The sequence below is a fragment of the Streptomyces sp. RGM 3693 genome (genome assembly GCF_050471125.1).
In the GTDB taxonomy this organism is placed as follows: domain Bacteria; phylum Actinomycetota; class Actinomycetes; order Streptomycetales; family Streptomycetaceae; genus Streptomyces.
Window position 1 is genome coordinate 3,025,072 of the sequence record NZ_JBMPPQ010000001.1, and the last position, 15,116, is coordinate 3,040,187.

The 15,116-nt window shown below is 71.9% G+C and carries 15 protein-coding genes and 1 pseudogene; 10 read left to right on the top strand and 6 right to left on the bottom strand.

From position 1 onward, the window contains the following. The first annotated feature begins 251 nt into the window (after positions 1-251). From ACO0M4_RS13160 to ACO0M4_RS13170, 3 genes are all read left to right on the top strand, one after another. Complete coding sequence (locus tag ACO0M4_RS13160) at positions 252-602, top strand: VOC family protein (RefSeq protein ID WP_430370124.1); 351 nt, start codon at positions 252-254, stop codon at positions 600-602. A 171-nt stretch (positions 603-773) separates the two neighbouring features. Beyond that, complete coding sequence (locus tag ACO0M4_RS13165) at positions 774-1,352, top strand: DJ-1/PfpI family protein (protein ID WP_430370125.1); 579 nt, start codon at positions 774-776, stop codon at positions 1,350-1,352. 535 nt (positions 1,353-1,887) lie between these two features. Beyond that, positions 1,888-2,214: a hypothetical protein gene (locus ACO0M4_RS13170; RefSeq protein ID WP_430370126.1), complete on the top strand. Its 327-nt coding sequence runs from the start codon at positions 1,888-1,890 to the stop codon at positions 2,212-2,214. A 133-nt stretch (positions 2,215-2,347) separates the two neighbouring features. Here ACO0M4_RS13170 and ACO0M4_RS13175 read toward each other — a convergent pair. From ACO0M4_RS13175 to ACO0M4_RS13190, 4 genes and pseudogenes are all read right to left on the bottom strand, one after another. Continuing rightward, positions 2,348-2,689, bottom strand: a pseudogene (locus tag ACO0M4_RS13175) (nuclear transport factor 2 family protein); the annotation flags it as partial. 211 nt (positions 2,690-2,900) lie between these two features. Beyond that, positions 2,901-3,074 carry a hypothetical protein gene (locus ACO0M4_RS13180; protein ID WP_430370127.1) on the bottom strand — a complete coding sequence of 58 codons (174 nt, stop codon included), beginning with the start codon at positions 3,072-3,074 and terminating at the stop codon, positions 2,901-2,903. A gap of 152 nt (positions 3,075-3,226) precedes the next feature. Beyond that, the gene (locus tag ACO0M4_RS13185) at positions 3,227-4,555 is read right to left on the bottom strand and encodes a glycosyltransferase family 2 protein (RefSeq protein WP_430370128.1); all 1,329 of its coding nucleotides are present in this window, start codon (positions 4,553-4,555) and stop codon (positions 3,227-3,229) included. Positions 4,556-4,595: 40 nt separating this feature from the next. Further along, on the bottom strand, positions 4,596-5,573 hold the full coding sequence (locus ACO0M4_RS13190) for a UDP-N-acetylglucosamine 2-epimerase (RefSeq protein WP_430370129.1): 978 nt from the start codon (positions 5,571-5,573) through the stop codon (positions 4,596-4,598). A gap of 284 nt (positions 5,574-5,857) precedes the next feature. Between ACO0M4_RS13190 and gcl the strand changes: the two genes are divergently transcribed. From gcl to ACO0M4_RS13205, 3 genes are all read left to right on the top strand, one after another. Then, positions 5,858-7,639: a glyoxylate carboligase gene (gene gcl, locus ACO0M4_RS13195; protein ID WP_430370130.1), complete on the top strand. Its 1,782-nt coding sequence runs from the start codon at positions 5,858-5,860 to the stop codon at positions 7,637-7,639. A 130-nt stretch (positions 7,640-7,769) separates the two neighbouring features. Further along, positions 7,770-8,609: a TIM barrel protein gene (locus tag ACO0M4_RS13200; RefSeq protein ID WP_430370132.1), complete on the top strand. Its 840-nt coding sequence runs from the start codon at positions 7,770-7,772 to the stop codon at positions 8,607-8,609. A 71-nt stretch (positions 8,610-8,680) separates the two neighbouring features. Next, positions 8,681-9,577 carry a 2-hydroxy-3-oxopropionate reductase gene (locus ACO0M4_RS13205; protein ID WP_430370134.1) on the top strand — a complete coding sequence of 299 codons (897 nt, stop codon included), beginning with the start codon at positions 8,681-8,683 and terminating at the stop codon, positions 9,575-9,577. Positions 9,578-9,858: 281 nt separating this feature from the next. Here the strand turns inward: ACO0M4_RS13205 and ACO0M4_RS13210 are convergent, their stop codons facing one another. Continuing rightward, complete coding sequence (locus ACO0M4_RS13210; protein WP_430370135.1) at positions 9,859-11,145, bottom strand: cytochrome P450 family protein; 1,287 nt, start codon at positions 11,143-11,145, stop codon at positions 9,859-9,861. A 109-nt stretch (positions 11,146-11,254) separates the two neighbouring features. Between ACO0M4_RS13210 and ACO0M4_RS13215 the strand changes: the two genes are divergently transcribed. From ACO0M4_RS13215 to ACO0M4_RS13230, 4 genes are all read left to right on the top strand, one after another. Then, on the top strand, positions 11,255-11,482 hold the full coding sequence (locus ACO0M4_RS13215) for a hypothetical protein (protein ID WP_430370136.1): 228 nt from the start codon (positions 11,255-11,257) through the stop codon (positions 11,480-11,482). Positions 11,483-11,551: 69 nt separating this feature from the next. Next, positions 11,552-12,040 carry a hypothetical protein gene (locus tag ACO0M4_RS13220; RefSeq protein WP_430370137.1) on the top strand — a complete coding sequence of 163 codons (489 nt, stop codon included), beginning with the start codon at positions 11,552-11,554 and terminating at the stop codon, positions 12,038-12,040. 70 nt (positions 12,041-12,110) lie between these two features. Continuing rightward, positions 12,111-13,634 (top strand): AlkA N-terminal domain-containing protein, encoded by a 1,524-nt coding sequence (locus tag ACO0M4_RS13225; protein ID WP_430370139.1) that lies wholly within the window; start codon positions 12,111-12,113, stop codon positions 13,632-13,634. Further along, positions 13,631-14,140 (top strand): methylated-DNA--[protein]-cysteine S-methyltransferase, encoded by a 510-nt coding sequence (locus ACO0M4_RS13230; protein WP_430370140.1) that lies wholly within the window; start codon positions 13,631-13,633, stop codon positions 14,138-14,140. The genes ACO0M4_RS13225 and ACO0M4_RS13230 overlap by 4 nt, the downstream gene beginning before the upstream one ends. A gap of 58 nt (positions 14,141-14,198) precedes the next feature. On the opposite strand, the gene ACO0M4_RS13235 is transcribed toward ACO0M4_RS13230, so the two are convergent. After that, positions 14,199-14,963, bottom strand: coding sequence for an SDR family oxidoreductase (locus tag ACO0M4_RS13235; RefSeq protein WP_430370141.1), 765 nt, complete (start codon positions 14,961-14,963; stop codon positions 14,199-14,201). Positions 14,964-15,116: the final 153 nt, after the last annotated feature.

Sequence of the window (15,116 nt, forward strand, 5' to 3'; positions counted from 1 at the left end):
GGGCTCTTTATGGATCAGACTGGATGGGCCGTCTCGCGGTGTCCCGAGCGGAGCCGGAGCAGGATCGCTGCAACGGTGACCGTGCTTGCTCCGCCGCCTGCTCGTGGACCTCGACGTGGCGCTCACCGGCCTGTGGGTCCGGCCGTGGCAGGATGCCCGCGCACCGACCGCCGCGGCACCCCATCGGACGGGCTGCGGAGACCGCCCCGCACCTCAGGCGGTGTCTGGGGTGAGACGCACGAGGAACCAGCATGATCAGTGGATCGCACGTCATCCTCTACAGCCAGGACGCGGATGCTGACCGCGCCTTCATCCGCGACGTCCTCGGCTTTCCCGGCGTCGACGCGGGAGGGGGCTGGCTGGTCTTCAAACTGCCCCCGGCCGAGGTCGCCGTACACCCCACCGACGACGCACCACGGCACGAGCTCTACCTGATGTGTGACGACCTCCACGCCCAGTTGGATCAGCTCCGCGCGCAGGGCGTCGAGGTCACCCGCCCGGTTAGCGAGCAGCGCTGGGGCCTCCTGACCGCTGTCCGCCTCCCCAGCGGCGCCGAACTCCCCCTCTATCAGCCGCTCCACCCGGTCGCCCCCAGTCTGTGACGACGGGCGTGTGGACGCTCTCCGCAGCGGGAGGCCGGAGACCGGACACCGGACACCGGAAACCGGCGCTGGATGAGGCATTCGAGGCCACCGAGTGGGGAACCGATGGATCCGATACGGTCCCGGTCATCCCCGATCGGCCCGGCCGCTGCGCTCACGAGGAGTACCGCCATGCCCAAGATCCTGCTCATCGCCGGCGATGCCACGGAGGACCTGGAGTTCTTCTACCCGTACCAGCGGCTGCTGGAGGAGGGCTACGAGCTTCGGATCGCCGCCCCGTCCTGCAAGAAGTTGCAGTTCGTCGTGCATGACTTTGTCGACGATTTCGACACCTACGTCGAGCGCCAGGGCCACTCCTGGCCGGCCGATCTCGCGCTGTCCGAGGTCGACCCGGCGGAGTACGCGGCGCTGGTTCTCCCCGGCGGCCGGGCGCCCGAATACCTCCGGCACGACGCCGACTTCCGGCGCGTCGTCACGCACTTCTTCGACGCGGACAAGCCGGTCGCGCACATCTGCCACGCGGCCATCGCGCTGGCCCCGCTCGGCGTGCTGAAGGGCCGCCGGACCTCCGCCTACCCCGCCTGTGCGCCGGAGGTGGAACTGGGCGGCGGGGTTTTCGTGGACGGCCCGGCGGTGGTGGACGGCAAGGTCGTCTCGGCCCGTGCCTGGCCGGACCAGCCGGAGTGGATGCGGGCGTTCGTCGAGATCCTGCGGGAGCACGCACCGGTGGGAAAGCCCGCACAGGGCTGAGCGCCGCGCGGGTGGCTGCCGACAACGGCAGGAAACCGTCGCATCGTGGCGAAGTGGCGAAGTGGCGAAGTGGCGAAGTGGCGATGTCAGCGGTAACTCGGTAGGGCGTCGGGTGTGCGCAATGTCGGGAACGCAGGCAGAAGGCTGACCTGTCGATTTTTAGGTCACCAGGGAAAGGAATGAAAAGGTTCCCTGTTATGGGGCGATGGGGGTGACGAATTCCGTGGAGGGTGGGGGCGGTGCGGGGCCGGGGGCGCCGCTGCTGAGGAATGGATGGCTTCCTCGGGTCGTCATGTCCTGGAGGTTCCCGTGGGCCACGCTCTTCATTTGACAGTGTCGCCGGTGCTGCTGTTGTGGCGTTAATGCAGTCAATGCGGCCGTTGCTGCGAAGTTCCGTAGCCTCCGGGGTTTGTGGCGAATAGGCCGAGAGGGTGCGGCGTCGAACCTCCGAGCGGGTGAAACGTGGACTGATGGCCTGGGATCGGTGGCATGAATTCCACGTCCTAGCGACCCCAACGATATATCGGAGCTCACCATGCGCATGCGCACTGCTCTCACCGCCGCAATCCTGTGTTCGGGCGCCTTCCTCGGGTCCGTCGGCACCGCCGTCGCCGACGAACACACGGGAGACGTGATGAGCGTCGGCAACCAGGTCATGCAAGACGTGAACACCGACGATTCACTTGGCTGGGTCTTCGGCGATGACGGCTCGGAGCACGGCAAGGAAGGCAAGGACGGAAATCACGGCAAGGACGGCAAGGGGGGCAAGGAAGGAAAGGAGGGCAAGGAGGGCAAGGAGGGCAAGGAGGGCAAGGAGGGAAAGAAGGACGGCTCGGAGACCAGTCCTGACGAGGACAGGTAAAGCCCTTACGACCCTGCCCCTGCCCCTGCTTCAGCGCTGGCGCCGAAGGAGGGGCAGGCCCTTTTCCCGCCCGGCTCATGCCGCGTATGCCTGCGCGGCAGAGCGATCCGGGAATCTCACTTCGGGGCCGAGTGGGGGCGCGGCAGCCGGCAGCGATTTCCGCGGTGTCCCAGTAGAAGGGCCGAATTTCGGCGAGTATGCCGCCCCTGATGGTGAGTGTTCGAAGAATGGGGAAGGCGAGTTCTCGACCGTTGGCGCGGGCGCGGCCGCGGAAGTGGTGAGGGCGATCGCGGTCGGGCCGGTGGCGAGGAACCCCTGCGTCACCATTTTGAACGACTCCCACGTCCGGCGTCCGGCTCATCGCGAGGAAGAACCATTCCCTGTCCGGGTGCCCGCGCCACGTGCCGTCGTAGGGCAGTGCGTCGGCCTGGTGCAGTACGACGTCGGGGGCGAAGAGCGGGGCCAGGAAGTCGAACGGGCTCCCGCACTAAAGGTCGCCGACCCCCCCCCGGAATTCCGCCTCGGCGTGCGGCCCCGGCGAGGTGGCCGTGGCGGGCAGTTCAGCGGCCGCGGGCGGGGCGGGTTGCGGAGGAGAGCGGCAAGTCCGGTGATGTGCCGGGGTGTTGGTCCGGCAGGCCGGAGGGCGGGGCTGGGGGAGTGCCCCGGTCCCGCCCTCCGGTGTGGCGTCAGTCCCGGCCGTCGCGCGGGGCGAAGTGCAACAGCCGGTCGGCCTCCTGCTGGGTCTCCTGCGCTACGCGGCGGCTCTCGGCGACCACATCGCCGTGTTTCGATACGAGGCTCTCGTAGATCGGTGAACCGCTCGCGGGGGCGGGCGCGGTGGCTGGCAGGGGGGCGGGCATGCGTTACTCCTGAAATCGATCGGGCGGACGGCGGCAGCCGGGTACGGTGCACGCCGCCGGCGCCCGACTACCCAATCATGCCGAGCCCACTCCTCGCCGCCTATGTGATCAGTTACACGTCCGGATGGTGAGACGCGATGCCTGAGGGGTGGTCATGACTCCCGGGCCACCGGGCCGTCCATCACCGGTTCCGCGTTGCGCCGGGTCTTCGCCCAGCCGTTGCGGCCCCGCAGCATCCGTACGAAGCCCCGGGCCGACACCACGAACAGGTGATAGGCGTACAGCCACAGCGCAAGGCCCCACAGGACGGCCGTCAGTCGGGACGCCTCCGGCGCGTGGTCGCGACGGTAGACCGGACCCCACAGCAGGAAGGGGCCGATGGCCAGCACCGCCAGGATCGGCGCCAACGGCCACAGGACCAGCGAACCGAAACCGGCGAGCACCAACAGCACCGCCGTCAGTCCCAGCGTCACCAGGTGCGCCACCGGCTGGCAGAAGGTGTAGAGCGTCTCCAGCACGCCCCGGCCGCTGTAATGGCGGGAAGAGATGATGCGCGGGGCGTAGCGCACGCACTGGAGGTTGCCCTGGGCCCAGCGGGTGCGCTGGGTCAGCAGCCGGCGGAGGTGCGGCAGGCCCTCCTGGGAGACCCGGGTGCCGGCGACGTGGGTGACCCGGAAACCCGCCAGGATCATGTGCAGGCCCAGCTCGTAGTCCTCCAGCAGCGCACCCCGCTTCCAGGGGCGGCGCTCGGTGGCGGCGATCCGGTCGAGGGCGGACAGCCGGGTGAACTGGCCGTTGCCGCCCAGTCCGACCGAGCCGGTGCGGACCCGCAGCAGTTGCATCCCCGCGTTGGACACCGCGAACTCCATGTCCTGGACCCGGACCAGCAGTCGGGCCAGGGCGTTGACGAACCGGCCCCGGTCGGGCAGTGGGCGCTGCTCGTCGACGTTGCGCATCCGCACGCCCACCTGTACCCCGCCGACCTCCGGATCGCCGAAGCCGGCCGGACCCGACACCGCGGCGAGCGCCCCCGAATCCAGCCGCCCGTCGGCGTCAACGACGCACACCACGACCTCGGCGCGGTCGCTGCCCGCCGGCAGGAACTCGCCGAGCTGGTCGTACGCGGCGTTCAGGGCGTCACCCTTGCCGGTGCGGGCCTCGGGGCGTACCCGGCGGACGAGGTGGATCCGGCGGTCCTCCTCGGCGAGCGCGGCGACGATGTGCCCGGTCCGGTCGTCACTGTCGTCGTCGATCACCCACACGTGGGCGGCCGGGAAGTCGCCGCGCAGCTGCGCGACGGTGGCGCCGACCACCGCCTCCTCGTCCCGGCACGGGACGAAGAAGTGCCAGTCCAGTGCGGTCGGTTCGCCGGCCTCGGGCTGTGGGCGGTGGTGGTAGGCATGGCGGGCCCCGGCCCAGTAGAGCAGGAAGCAGGCCAGCAGCACGAAGGGGAACAGGAAGATCAGCAGGCTGTCGAACACGGGGTCCTCCGGTGGGGCGGCGTGGTCGGGGCGGGCGCGGTCAGGCGGCCGCGGCGTACGGCGCGGTCCGCTCGGTCACCAGGCCGGCCAGCAGCCCGGCGATCCGGTGCGAGGCGCGGCCGTCGCCGAACGGGCTGGGCAGCGCGGCGAGCCGGGCGCGGTCGGCCGCCCCCAGCGCCAGGCGCTCCCGCGCGGCCCGGCCGAGCGCGGGCCCCGGGGCGACCAGCGTGGCGAAGTCGGCCATCGCCTCGGGGCGTTCGGTGGAGTTGCGCACCACGACCAGCGGCCGGCCGAGCACGGTGACCTCCTCCTGGACGCCTCCGGAGTCGGAGACCAGCAGTGCCGCGTGCCGGGCCAGCGCCAGGAAGTCCCGGTAGCCGAGCGGGCGGGTCACCCGCAGTGGGGCGAGCAGGCCGGCCAGCCCGGCGGCCTCGGCGCGGGCCCGGGTACGCGGGTGGAGCGGCAGGACGACGGGCATCTCGGCGGCGAGCGCGGCCAGCTCGCCGAGGACGGCCCGCAGCGCGGCCGGGTCGTCGGTGTTCTCGGGCCGGTGGACGGTGGCCAGCACGAAGTCGTCGGGGATCAGCCCGAGTTGTGCCAGTTGCGCCAACCGGTCGTTCTCGGCCCCGCGTGCGGTGAGCAGCAGCACCGGCAGGTCGGTCAGGTCGCGGGTGCGTTCCAGCACCTGCCAGCCGTCCAGGCTGGGCAGTCCGATGTCGAGCACCATGAGATCGGGGCCGTCGGCGAAGAGCCGGCGCAGCCCCGTGCGGCCGTCCGCGGCGGCCAGCACCTGGTAGCCGGCCCGGGTGAGCAGGGTGCGCAGCGCGGTTGCCACGTCGGGGTCGTCCTCGACGACCGGGCCCAGGGGCGCGCCGGGGGAGTGGTCCACCCCGTCGAGCCCGAACATCTCGATGAAGCGGCGGTTGACGGCGACCACGTGTGCGTCCCCGCCTTGCACGATCGCCGCCCGTGGCAGGGCCTCCAGGACGGCCTGAGGTCGGTCGCACGCACGGTCCACCCGCTCGCGGTACGCGCGCGCGGGGCCGGGCCCAGGGAACTCGGAGGCCAGGTGGCCCGCCGCGCCGCGGGAGTGCCCGCGTGCCGGGGCGCCGCTACGCGGCGCTTTCTCGGCCTGACCGGCACGTCTTGTTCAGGCCGTCCCCCGAACGCCCCTTGACGCGTTGAACGTCTCGCTCTACGTTCTCCTTCCATAAAGCAAAACATTAATTCCATGATGCGGAATTAAGCCTCCCGGCCTCTTCGGCCGGGCTTGCCCGTGACAGGTCGACGCAGGAGTACTCGATGCCTCGAATGACAGCCGCCCGCGCTGCGGTGGAGATCCTCAAGCGCGAGGGCGTGACCAACGCCTTCGGAGTGCCGGGCGCGGCGATCAACCCCTTCTACGCGGCGCTCAAGGCCGCGGGCGGGATCGACCACACGCTGGCGCGCCACGTCGAGGGCGCCTCGCACATGGCCGAGGGCTACACCCGGACCCACCCGGGCAACATCGGCGTCTGCATCGGCACGTCGGGCCCGGCCGGCACCGACATGATCACCGGTCTCTACTCCGCGACCGGCGACTCCATCCCGATCCTCTGCATCACCGGCCAGGCCCCCACCGCGGTGATCCAGAAGGAGGACTTCCAGGCCGTCGACATCGCCGCGATCGCCAAGCCGGTCGCCAAGGCCGCGACCACGGTCATGGAGGCCGCCCAGGTCCCGGGCGTCTTCCAGCAGGCGTTCCACCTGATGCGCTCCGGCCGTCCCGGCCCTGTCCTGATCGACCTGCCGATCGACGTCCAGCTCACGGAGATCGACTTCGACCCGGACACGTACGAGCCGCTGCCCGCCTTCAAGCCGGCCGCGACCCGCGCCCAGGTCGAGAAGGCGATCACCCTCCTCAACGAGTCCGAGCGCCCGCTGATCGTCGCCGGCGGTGGCATCATCAACGCCGACGCGTCCGACCTGCTGGTCGAGTTCGCCGAGCTGACCGGCATCCCGGTCATCCCGACCCTGATGGGCTGGGGCATCGTCCCCGACGACCACGAGCTGAACGCCGGCATGGTCGGCCTGCAGACCTCGCACCGCTACGGCAACGCGAATTTCCTGGAGTCCGACTTCGTCCTCGGCATCGGCAACCGCTGGGCCAACCGCCACACCGGCAAGCTGGACCTGTACACCAAGGGCCGCAAGTTCGTCCACGTCGACATCGAGCCGACCCAGATCGGCAAGATCTTCGCCCCGGACTACGGCATCGCCTCCGACGCCAAGGCCGCCCTGGAGCTGTTCGTCGAGGTGGCGAAGGAGCTCAAGGCCGCCGGCAAGCTGCCCGACCGCAGCGACTGGGCCGCCTCCACCCAGGAGCGCAAGGCCCAGCTCCAGCGCCGTACGCACTTCGACAACATCCCGATGAAGCCGCAGCGCGTCTACGAGGAGATGAACAAGGCGTTCGGCCCGGAGACCCGCTACGTCACCACCATCGGCCTCTCCCAGATCGCCGGCGCGCAGATGCTGCACGTCTACAAGCCGCGCCACTGGATCAACTGCGGCCAGGCCGGCCCGCTGGGCTGGACCATCCCGGCCGCGCTGGGCGTCGCCAAGGCCGACCCGGAGACCCCGGTCGTCGCACTCTCCGGTGACTACGACTTCCAGTTCATGATCGAGGAGCTGGCGGTCGGCGCCCAGCACCGGATTCCCTACGTCCACGTCCTGGTGAACAACGCGTACCTGGGCCTGATCCGCCAGGCACAGCGCAACCTCGACATCAACTTCCAGGTCAACCTGGAGTTCGAGAACATCAACTCGCCGGAGCTGGGCGTCTACGGCGTCGACCACGTCAAGGTCGTCGAGGGCCTGGGCTGCAAGGCGATCCGGGTCACCGACCCCGGCGAGCTGGGTGCCGCCTTCGAGGAGGCCAAGAAGCTGGCCGCCGAGCACCGCGTCCCGGTCGTCGTCGAGGCGATCCTGGAGCGGATCACCAACATCTCGATGGCCGCCGCGGAGATCGACAAGGTCAACGAGTGGGAAGAGGTCGCGACCGAGCCCGGTCACGCCCCCACCGCGATCAAGCCGCTCAAGGTCTGACGGGCAGGGTCGGTTTCCGGACCCGTTCCGGACGATGTGCCGGGTGCGGCTTGACGGTCGCGCCCGGCGCCCCTCAGCATCCCGTAAAGCAGAAATAGAAATCCGCTATCCGGAAGGAGCGCCGGGCCCTATGGGTTTCACGGACACGCGCTTCAACGTCAATCTGTCGATCCTGTTCACCGAGCTTCCGTTGTGGGAGCGGCCGGCTGCCGCGCGGGCGGCGGGCTTCACGGCGGTGGAGTTGTGGTGGCCGTGGGTGGATGCCCCGACCCCGGAGCGGTCCGAGCTGGACGCGTTGCGCGATGCCCTGCGGGATGCGGGTACGCAGCTGACGGGGTTGAACTTCTATGCCGGTCAGTTGCCGGGTCCCGACCGTGGTGCGCTCTCGGTTCCGGGGGCGGAGTCGGAGAAGTTCCGGGCGAACGTGCCGGTGGCGATCGAGTTCGCCACCTCGCTGGGCTGCACCACCTTCAACGCTCTCTATGGCAACCGCGTCGAGGGTGTCAGTGCGGCTGAGCAGGACGCGCTGGCGTTGGAGAACCTCGTCTGGGCCGCGCGGGCGGTCGGTGAGGTGGGCGGCACGCTGCTGATCGAGGCGCTCAACGCGCCGGAGTCGCCCCGGTGCCCGATCGTCTCGGCGCCCAAGGCGATCGAGGTGGTCGACGCGGTCAACGCCGCCACCGGCCTGGACAACGCACGGTTCCTGATGGACCTCTACCACCTGTCGATGAACGGCGAAGACCTCGATGAGGTCATCGACCGCTACACCGCCAAGACCGCGCACGTGCAGATCGCCGACAACCCCGGCCGCGGCGCGCCCGGCACCGGCGCCCTGGACTTCGTGGCGCTGCTGGGCCGGCTCAAGAAGAACGGCTACGACGGCTACGTCGGCCTGGAGTACAAGCCCGGCCAGGCGCCCAGCGCCTCCTCCTTCGCCTGGCTGCCCGCGCCGCTACGCGCCGCCCGGTAACCCGGCATCCGCCGGCATCACCTGGCGCCGTCGCCGTTCCCCTTTTGTTTGAGTGTGAAAGAGGCTTTTCAATGAGCAACCTGCCGAAGATTGCGTGGGTCGGGCTGGGCATCATGGGTTCGCCCATGGCCGAGAACCTGATCAAGGCCGGCTACGCGGTGACCGGTTACACCCTGGAGGCCGACAAGCTCCAGCGGCTGGCTGACGCCGGGGGCACCGCGGCCACCAGCATCGCCGAGGCGGTGGCCGACGCCGACGTCATCATCACCATGGTCCCCGCCTCCCCCCACGTCGAGGCCATCGCCTATGGCCCCGACGGGATTCTGGCCAACGCCAAGCGTGGCGCGCTGCTGATCGACATGTCCTCGATCACCCCGCAGACCTCCATCGACCTGGCCAAGAACGCCGCCGAGAAGGGCATCCGGGTCCTGGACGCCCCGGTCTCCGGTGGTGAGGCCGGCGCCATCGAGGCCGTCCTGTCGATCATGGTCGGTGGTCAGCAGGCCGACTTCGACACCGCCAAGCCGCTCTTCGACGCGCTGGGCAAGACCATCGTGCTGTGCGGTCCGCACGGCTCCGGCCAGACGGTCAAGGCCGCCAATCAGCTGATCGTCGCGGTCAACATCCAGGCCTGCGCCGAGGCCGTAGTCTTCCTGGAGAAGTCCGGCGTCGACCTGCCCGCCGCCCTGGACGTCCTGGGGGGCGGCCTGGCCGGCTCCACCGTCCTGGCCCGCAAGGCCGACAACTTTATCAACCGGGACTTCAAGCCCGGCTTCCGCATCGACCTGCACCACAAGGACATGGGCATCGTCACCGACGCCGCCCGCACCGTCGGCGCCGCCCTGCCCGTCGGCTCCGTCGTCGCCTCCCTGGTCGCCTCCCTCCGCGCCCAGGGCGACGGCGGCCTGGACCACTCCGCCCTCCTCCGCGGCGTCGAACGCCTCTCCGGATACGACCTCAAGGACTGAGACCCGGGTAGCGGCTCCACACCGCGAACCGGCACCGGACAACCGGCGCCGTGGCTGCCGCACTGCGGCCGCGGCGCCGGTGCGTTGTTTCCGGCCACGCCCCGCACGCGGCCAGCACACGTCCCGGACACGTCCGTTACCTGTCCCGCACGCATCCCGTACGCGTCCCGCACGCATCCCCTGAAGGGGCGGTGAGCCGCTCGGCGCCGCCGGCCAGACCGGTCGGTTCGCTCATGCTGCACGCGAATTCGGGGGGGGAGGGGGGAGGGGGGAGGGGCACGTTACGTCCGCACCACCGGTGCCGCCCGCAGCGGCCCCAGGACGACGGGGAGTTGGGCCGGTCCGCGCATCAGCCGCGTCCGTCGCCACGTGACACCGTCGGGGCTGTCGGGACCGTCGGGGCTTTCGGACCCCTCGGAGCCGGCGGCGTCCTGGCGACCGTCCGCCGCCAGCCGCAGTCCGGGGAAGCGGGCGAGCAGCACCTCGAACGCGATCCGGGCCTCGGTGCGGGCAAGCGCCGCACCCAAGCAGTGGTGCGGACCGTGCCCGAACGACAGGTGCCCGCCCGGTGCCGCCCGCTCCAGCCGCACCGTGTCCGGCTCGTCGAACCGCGCCGGATCGCGGTTGGCGCCACCGGGGGAGACGAGGACCACGTCCCCCGCCCCGATGCGGACCCCGCCGAGGTCGAACTCCTCGGTGGCGTAACGGAAGGTCGCCAGCGTCACCGGCGCCTCGTACCGCAGGAACTCCTCCACCGCGGCGGGCAGCAGTCCCGGATCGTCCCGTAGGCGGGCGCGCAGCGCGTCGTCGCGGAGCAGGGCCAGCAGACCGTTGCCGATCAGATTGGCCGTGGTCTCGTGCCCGGCGACCACCAACAGCACGGCCAGCGAGACGAGTTCGGGTTCGGTCAGCCGGTCGCCGGCATCCCGGGCGGCGATCAGAGCGCTCAGCACGTCGTCCCCGGGCGCCGCGCGCCGCGCCGCGATCAGCTCCGTCACGTACCCGGCCAGCGCGTGCGAGGCCCGGTCGGCGGTGTCCGGATCCGCCGCCGCGAACAGCGCGTCGGACCACTGGCGCACCGCAGCCCGGTCCGCCTCCGGCACCGCCAGCAGCTCGCAGATCACCGCGATCGGCAGCGGTGCCGCGAAGCCCCCGACCAGATCGACCGGCCCGTCACCGGCCGCCTCCCCGGCTCGGCCCAGCGCCGCGGCCAGCTCCTCCGCGATCTCCCGGACCCGGGGCGCCAGTCGGCCCACCGCCGCCGGCGTGAACGCCGTCATGGCCAGTTTCCGCAGCCGGCCGTGGTCCGGCGGGTCGGTGGCCAGCATGCTCCGACTGACGGCGGGCGCCAGATCGCGCCCGGACGGCCGGTCCGCGAAATACCGCGCGGTGTCCTTCGACAGCCGCCCGTCGGCCAACGCCGCCCGCGCCTCCGCCCAGCCGGTCACCACCCAGGTCGTACGGTCCTTGCCGGTCCGCACCCGCTGCACCGGGCCGCGCGCCCGGAGCGCGGCTAGCAGCGGATACGGGTCCCGGGAGAACTCGGCGGACTCCATGGGGTTGTTCACTGGCACCCTCGTGCTCTCGCTCTCGATTTCGATCCGCGCCCGCCCTTCCGTCCGGGTGAGATCCCACCGCCGAGGTGCGAGCGTGCGGAGCCCGGCGCACGCTGGAGGCATGTCCGAGCATCCGCCTGTCATCGTGCACCCACCGACGTCCTCCGGAGGACGCCGGGTGACCGTGCACGGGCAGATCGTCGGCTTGGCCCACGGCCGCGGCGACGTGGCCGAGTTCCTCCGCCGCGCGGGCGTCGCCAACCCGGCCGAGGACATCGCCCTGGACGACCCCCGCCTGGTCGAGTGGCGCGGCGGCTCCCTGAACGACTGGCCGATGCCGTCGGCGTGAGGGGCGCCAGCCCCCGCCCGGTACCTGAGCGATACCGTTCCGCCGTTCGGCGACGGCCGGGCCGTCGTCATGGGCAAGGACCACGATCTGCCCGGGGACCTCTACGACGACCTGCCACGGGCTCTCGCCACCGGCCCTGACTGGCTCCGCGACGCCTGGGAGGGCACGCCCGACGGCCGGCTGCGGTCCGCCGTCCTGAAGCAGGCACCCATCGGCTTCTTCTCCTGGGTGGACCCGGATAGCGGCTGGCACACCGTCCCCACCGACGGCTCCCACGACGACGGCAGCCACCTCGTCAGCGCCCCGTACAGCGACTTCGACTGCCCGCTCTTCGACGCGTACCACGGTGTCGGTGACCTCGACAGGGCGCAGGCCCACGCCGACGCGCTCCTTGCCGCCGCACGCCGCGCCGCCCTCGACGCCGAGCTGCTCCGCCCCGTCCTGCACTGCGCGGACCCCGGCCGCGCGCACCCGTTCGCCCTCGACGCGGCCCTCCGGACGGCCGCCCTGGCCGGTCTCACGCCGGGCACCCGGCCACCGGAGCTGCCCACGCGCTGACGGCACCGCCGAACGCCGTGTCCGATTTCCGCCAGAGCGCGGGTGCGGGATGGCGCACAGTGGGGGTGTGATGAGTGAGGACAGCAGGTACGAGGCGGTGCGGAGCCGGGACGCCAGGTTCGACGGGGCCTTCTTCTTCGCGGTGTCGACGACCGGGATCTACTGCCGGCCGAGCTGCCCCGCCACGACCCCGCGGCGGCGCAACGTCACCTTCTTCCCGACCGCCGCGGCCGCCCAGGGCTCCGGTTACCGCGCCTGCCGGCGGTGCCGCCCCGACGCGGTGCCCGGCTCGGCCGAGTGGAACGCCCGGGCAGACGTCGTGGGACGGGCGGTGCGGCTGATCGGCGACGGCGTGGTGGACCGGGAGGGCGTGGCCGGACTGGCGTCCCGGCTCGGCTACAGCGCCCGGCAGGTGCAACGACAGCTGACCGCCGAACTCGGCGCCGGGCCCACCGCACTGGCCCGGGCGCAGCGCGCGCACACCGCGCGGGTGCTGCTCCAGACCACCGGCCTGCCGGTCGCCGAGATTGCCTTCGCCGCCGGGTTCGCCAGCGTCCGGCAGTTCAACGACACCATCAAGGAGATCTACGCCCTCACCCCGAGCGGGCTGCGAGCGGTCCGCCCCGGCGCCCGCTCCGGCCCGGCGACCCCGTCCGGCACGCCCGGTGTGCTGCCGCTGCGGCTGGCGTTCCGCGGCCCGTACGCGGCGCGGCAGGTCTTCGACTACCTGGAACAGCGGGCGTACGACGGGATCGAGGAGGTCACCGGGGCACCCGGCCGCCGCACGTACCGGCGGACCCTGCGGCTGCCCCACGGCACCGGCATCGCGGAGGTCGACGAGGCCGTCGGCGACGGCTGGCTGGACTGCCGGCTGCACCTCACCGAACTGCGCGACCTCACCACCGCGACCCAACGCATCCGCCGCCTGTTCGACCTCGACGCCGACCCCTGCGCGGTCGGTGAACGACTCGGCACGGACCCCGTGCTGGCCCCGCTGGTCGCCCGGTGCCCGGGACTGCGGTCCCCGGGCACGGTGGACCCGGACGAGCTCGCGGTGCGCGCCGTCCTCGGCCGGCGGACCGGGACCGCCGCCGGCCGGGTCCTGGGCGCACGCCTGGTCGCCGTGCACGGGGAGCCGCTGCCGCGGCCCGCCGGCACCCTCACCCACCTCTTCCCGCGGGCCGCGGAGCTGGCCCGGGCGCCGCTCACCGGGCTCGACCTGCCCCCGTCGCGGGCCGCCGCGCTGCGCGCCCTCGCCGCCGCGCTCACCGCCCGGGACGTCATCCTGGACGCCGGGACCGACCGCGACCGGGCCGAACGCGCGCTGCGCGCACTCCCCGGCATCGGCCCATGGACCGCCGGCTACCTCCGGATGCGGGCCCTGGGCGACCCCGACGTCCTCCTGGGCGAACCGCCCTCGGGCACCGCCCCGGCGCTCTGGAGCCCGTGGCGCTCCTACGCGACCCATCACCTCTGGGCCGCCGACTTCACCGACTCCACCGCCCCCGCCGACTTCACCGCCCCCGCCGACTTCACCGACCCCAGCGACTCCGCCGCACGGCACCGGAACCCGACAGAACGGATCGACGCATGACCCTGTACGCCACCCTCGACAGCCCCCTGGGCGAACTCCTGCTGGTGGGCGAGCGATCGGCCACCGCGCCCGGCGGCACCGCACTGGCCTCGCTCTCCGTACCGGGCCAGAAGCGCGGGGCGGTCGTCCAGGAGGGTTGGACGCACGATCCGGCCGCGTTCGCCGAGATCGCCCGCCAGCTCCGCGGGTACTTCGACGGCGTGCCGGCCCCGTTCACCTTCACGGCCGTCCCTCGCGGCACCGACTTCCAACAACGCGTCTGGGCGGCGCTGGAGGCCATCCCGTACGGCACGACCACCACCTACGGGGCGATCGCCGCCGCCATCGGCGCACCGCGCGGCGCCGTCCGCGCCATCGGGACGGCGATCGGTGCCAACCCCCTCCTGGTCGTCCGGCCCTGTCACCGCGTCATCGGCGCCGACGGCTCGCTCACCGGCTACGCGGGCGGCCTGGAGCGGAAGCGGCTGCTGTTGGGGCTGGAAGGGGCGCCGTCGGGCGCCGCCTGAGACGGCGGGGCGCGGCCCGGGCGCTCCGGACGGGGGTCGGAGCGCCCGGACGCGACCGTCAGAGCATCGACCCGCCGGTGACGTCGATGCGCTGGCCGGTGACCCAGCGGGAGTCGTCCGAGGCCAGGAAGGCGACCACGTCGGCCACGTCGGCGGGACGGCCGAGCCGGTTGAACACCGAGATGGCCGCAAGTGCCGTGTGTGCCTCGGGAGTTGCCCGCATGGCGGCGTTCATGTCGGTTTCTATGAAGCCGGGCGCCACGGTGTTCACCGTGATCCCGCGCCCACCGACGTCCTTGGCGAGCGTGCGGGTGAGCGTGTCGATCGCACCCTTGGAGACCCCGTAGGCGATCGTCGAGGGGAAGGCCGTGGTCGTCACCGCGGACGAGATGTTGACGATCCGCCCGCCGTCCCGCATCCGCCGCAGACCGTGCTGGATGAGGAAGAACGGGGCCTTGGTGTTGACCGCGATGGTCCGGTCGAACTCCTCCGGCGTCACCTCGTCGATGTGCCCCGGCAGGCTGATCGCGGCGTTGTTGACGAGGATGTCCAGGCCCGGTTCGGCGCCGGCCGCGGCCAGTTCGGCGTCGAAGGCGGTGAACAGCGCCTCGGCGTCGCCCGGGACGCCCAGCTCCGCGGCGACCGGGAACGCCCGGCCGCCGGCGTCCCGGATGCTCTCGACGGTCTCCTTGGCCGCGCTGTCGTTGCTCCCGTAGTGGACGGCGACCAGCGCACCGTCCTGGGCGAGGCGCTGCGCGATGCCCCGGCCGATTCCTCGGCTCGATCCCGTTACCAGCGCGGTCTTTCCGTTGAGGTCACCCATGGTGGTTTTCGGCCTTCCGTAGTGCTGAGCGTGGTTCGTTGTCACCGTGACTGGTGGCTGCGCGGGCGCGTCGGGCCGTCCGGCGAGTCGGTCGGCATCGTGCGGCCGCCCGGTCCTCCGGCTCGTCGCTCACCCGCACACGGCACGAGCCCC

Bases quoted from the DNA above. Each gene is read 5' to 3' on its own strand.
- ACO0M4_RS13165 (WP_430370125.1), top strand. From the start codon at position 774: ATGCCCAAGATCCTGCTCATCGCCGGCGATGCCACGGAGGACCTGGAG.
- ACO0M4_RS13220 (WP_430370137.1), top strand. From the start codon at position 11,552: ATGGGCAAGGACCACGATCTGCCCGGGGACCTCTACGACGACCTGCCA.
- ACO0M4_RS13215 (WP_430370136.1), top strand. From the start codon at position 11,255: ATGTCCGAGCATCCGCCTGTCATCGTGCACCCACCGACGTCCTCCGGA.
- ACO0M4_RS13170 (WP_430370126.1), top strand. From the start codon at position 1,888: ATGCGCATGCGCACTGCTCTCACCGCCGCAATCCTGTGTTCGGGCGCC.
- ACO0M4_RS13205 (WP_430370134.1), top strand. From the start codon at position 8,681: ATGAGCAACCTGCCGAAGATTGCGTGGGTCGGGCTGGGCATCATGGGT.
- ACO0M4_RS13200 (WP_430370132.1), top strand. From the start codon at position 7,770: ATGGGTTTCACGGACACGCGCTTCAACGTCAATCTGTCGATCCTGTTC.
- ACO0M4_RS13180 (WP_430370127.1), bottom strand. From the start codon at position 3,074: ATGCCCGCCCCCCTGCCAGCCACCGCGCCCGCCCCCGCGAGCGGTTCA.
- ACO0M4_RS13225 (WP_430370139.1), top strand. From the start codon at position 12,111: ATGAGTGAGGACAGCAGGTACGAGGCGGTGCGGAGCCGGGACGCCAGG.
- ACO0M4_RS13235 (WP_430370141.1), bottom strand. From the start codon at position 14,963: ATGGGTGACCTCAACGGAAAGACCGCGCTGGTAACGGGATCGAGCCGA.
- gcl (WP_430370130.1), top strand. From the start codon at position 5,858: ATGCCTCGAATGACAGCCGCCCGCGCTGCGGTGGAGATCCTCAAGCGC.
- ACO0M4_RS13160 (WP_430370124.1), top strand. From the start codon at position 252: ATGATCAGTGGATCGCACGTCATCCTCTACAGCCAGGACGCGGATGCT.
- ACO0M4_RS13230 (WP_430370140.1), top strand. From the start codon at position 13,631: ATGACCCTGTACGCCACCCTCGACAGCCCCCTGGGCGAACTCCTGCTG.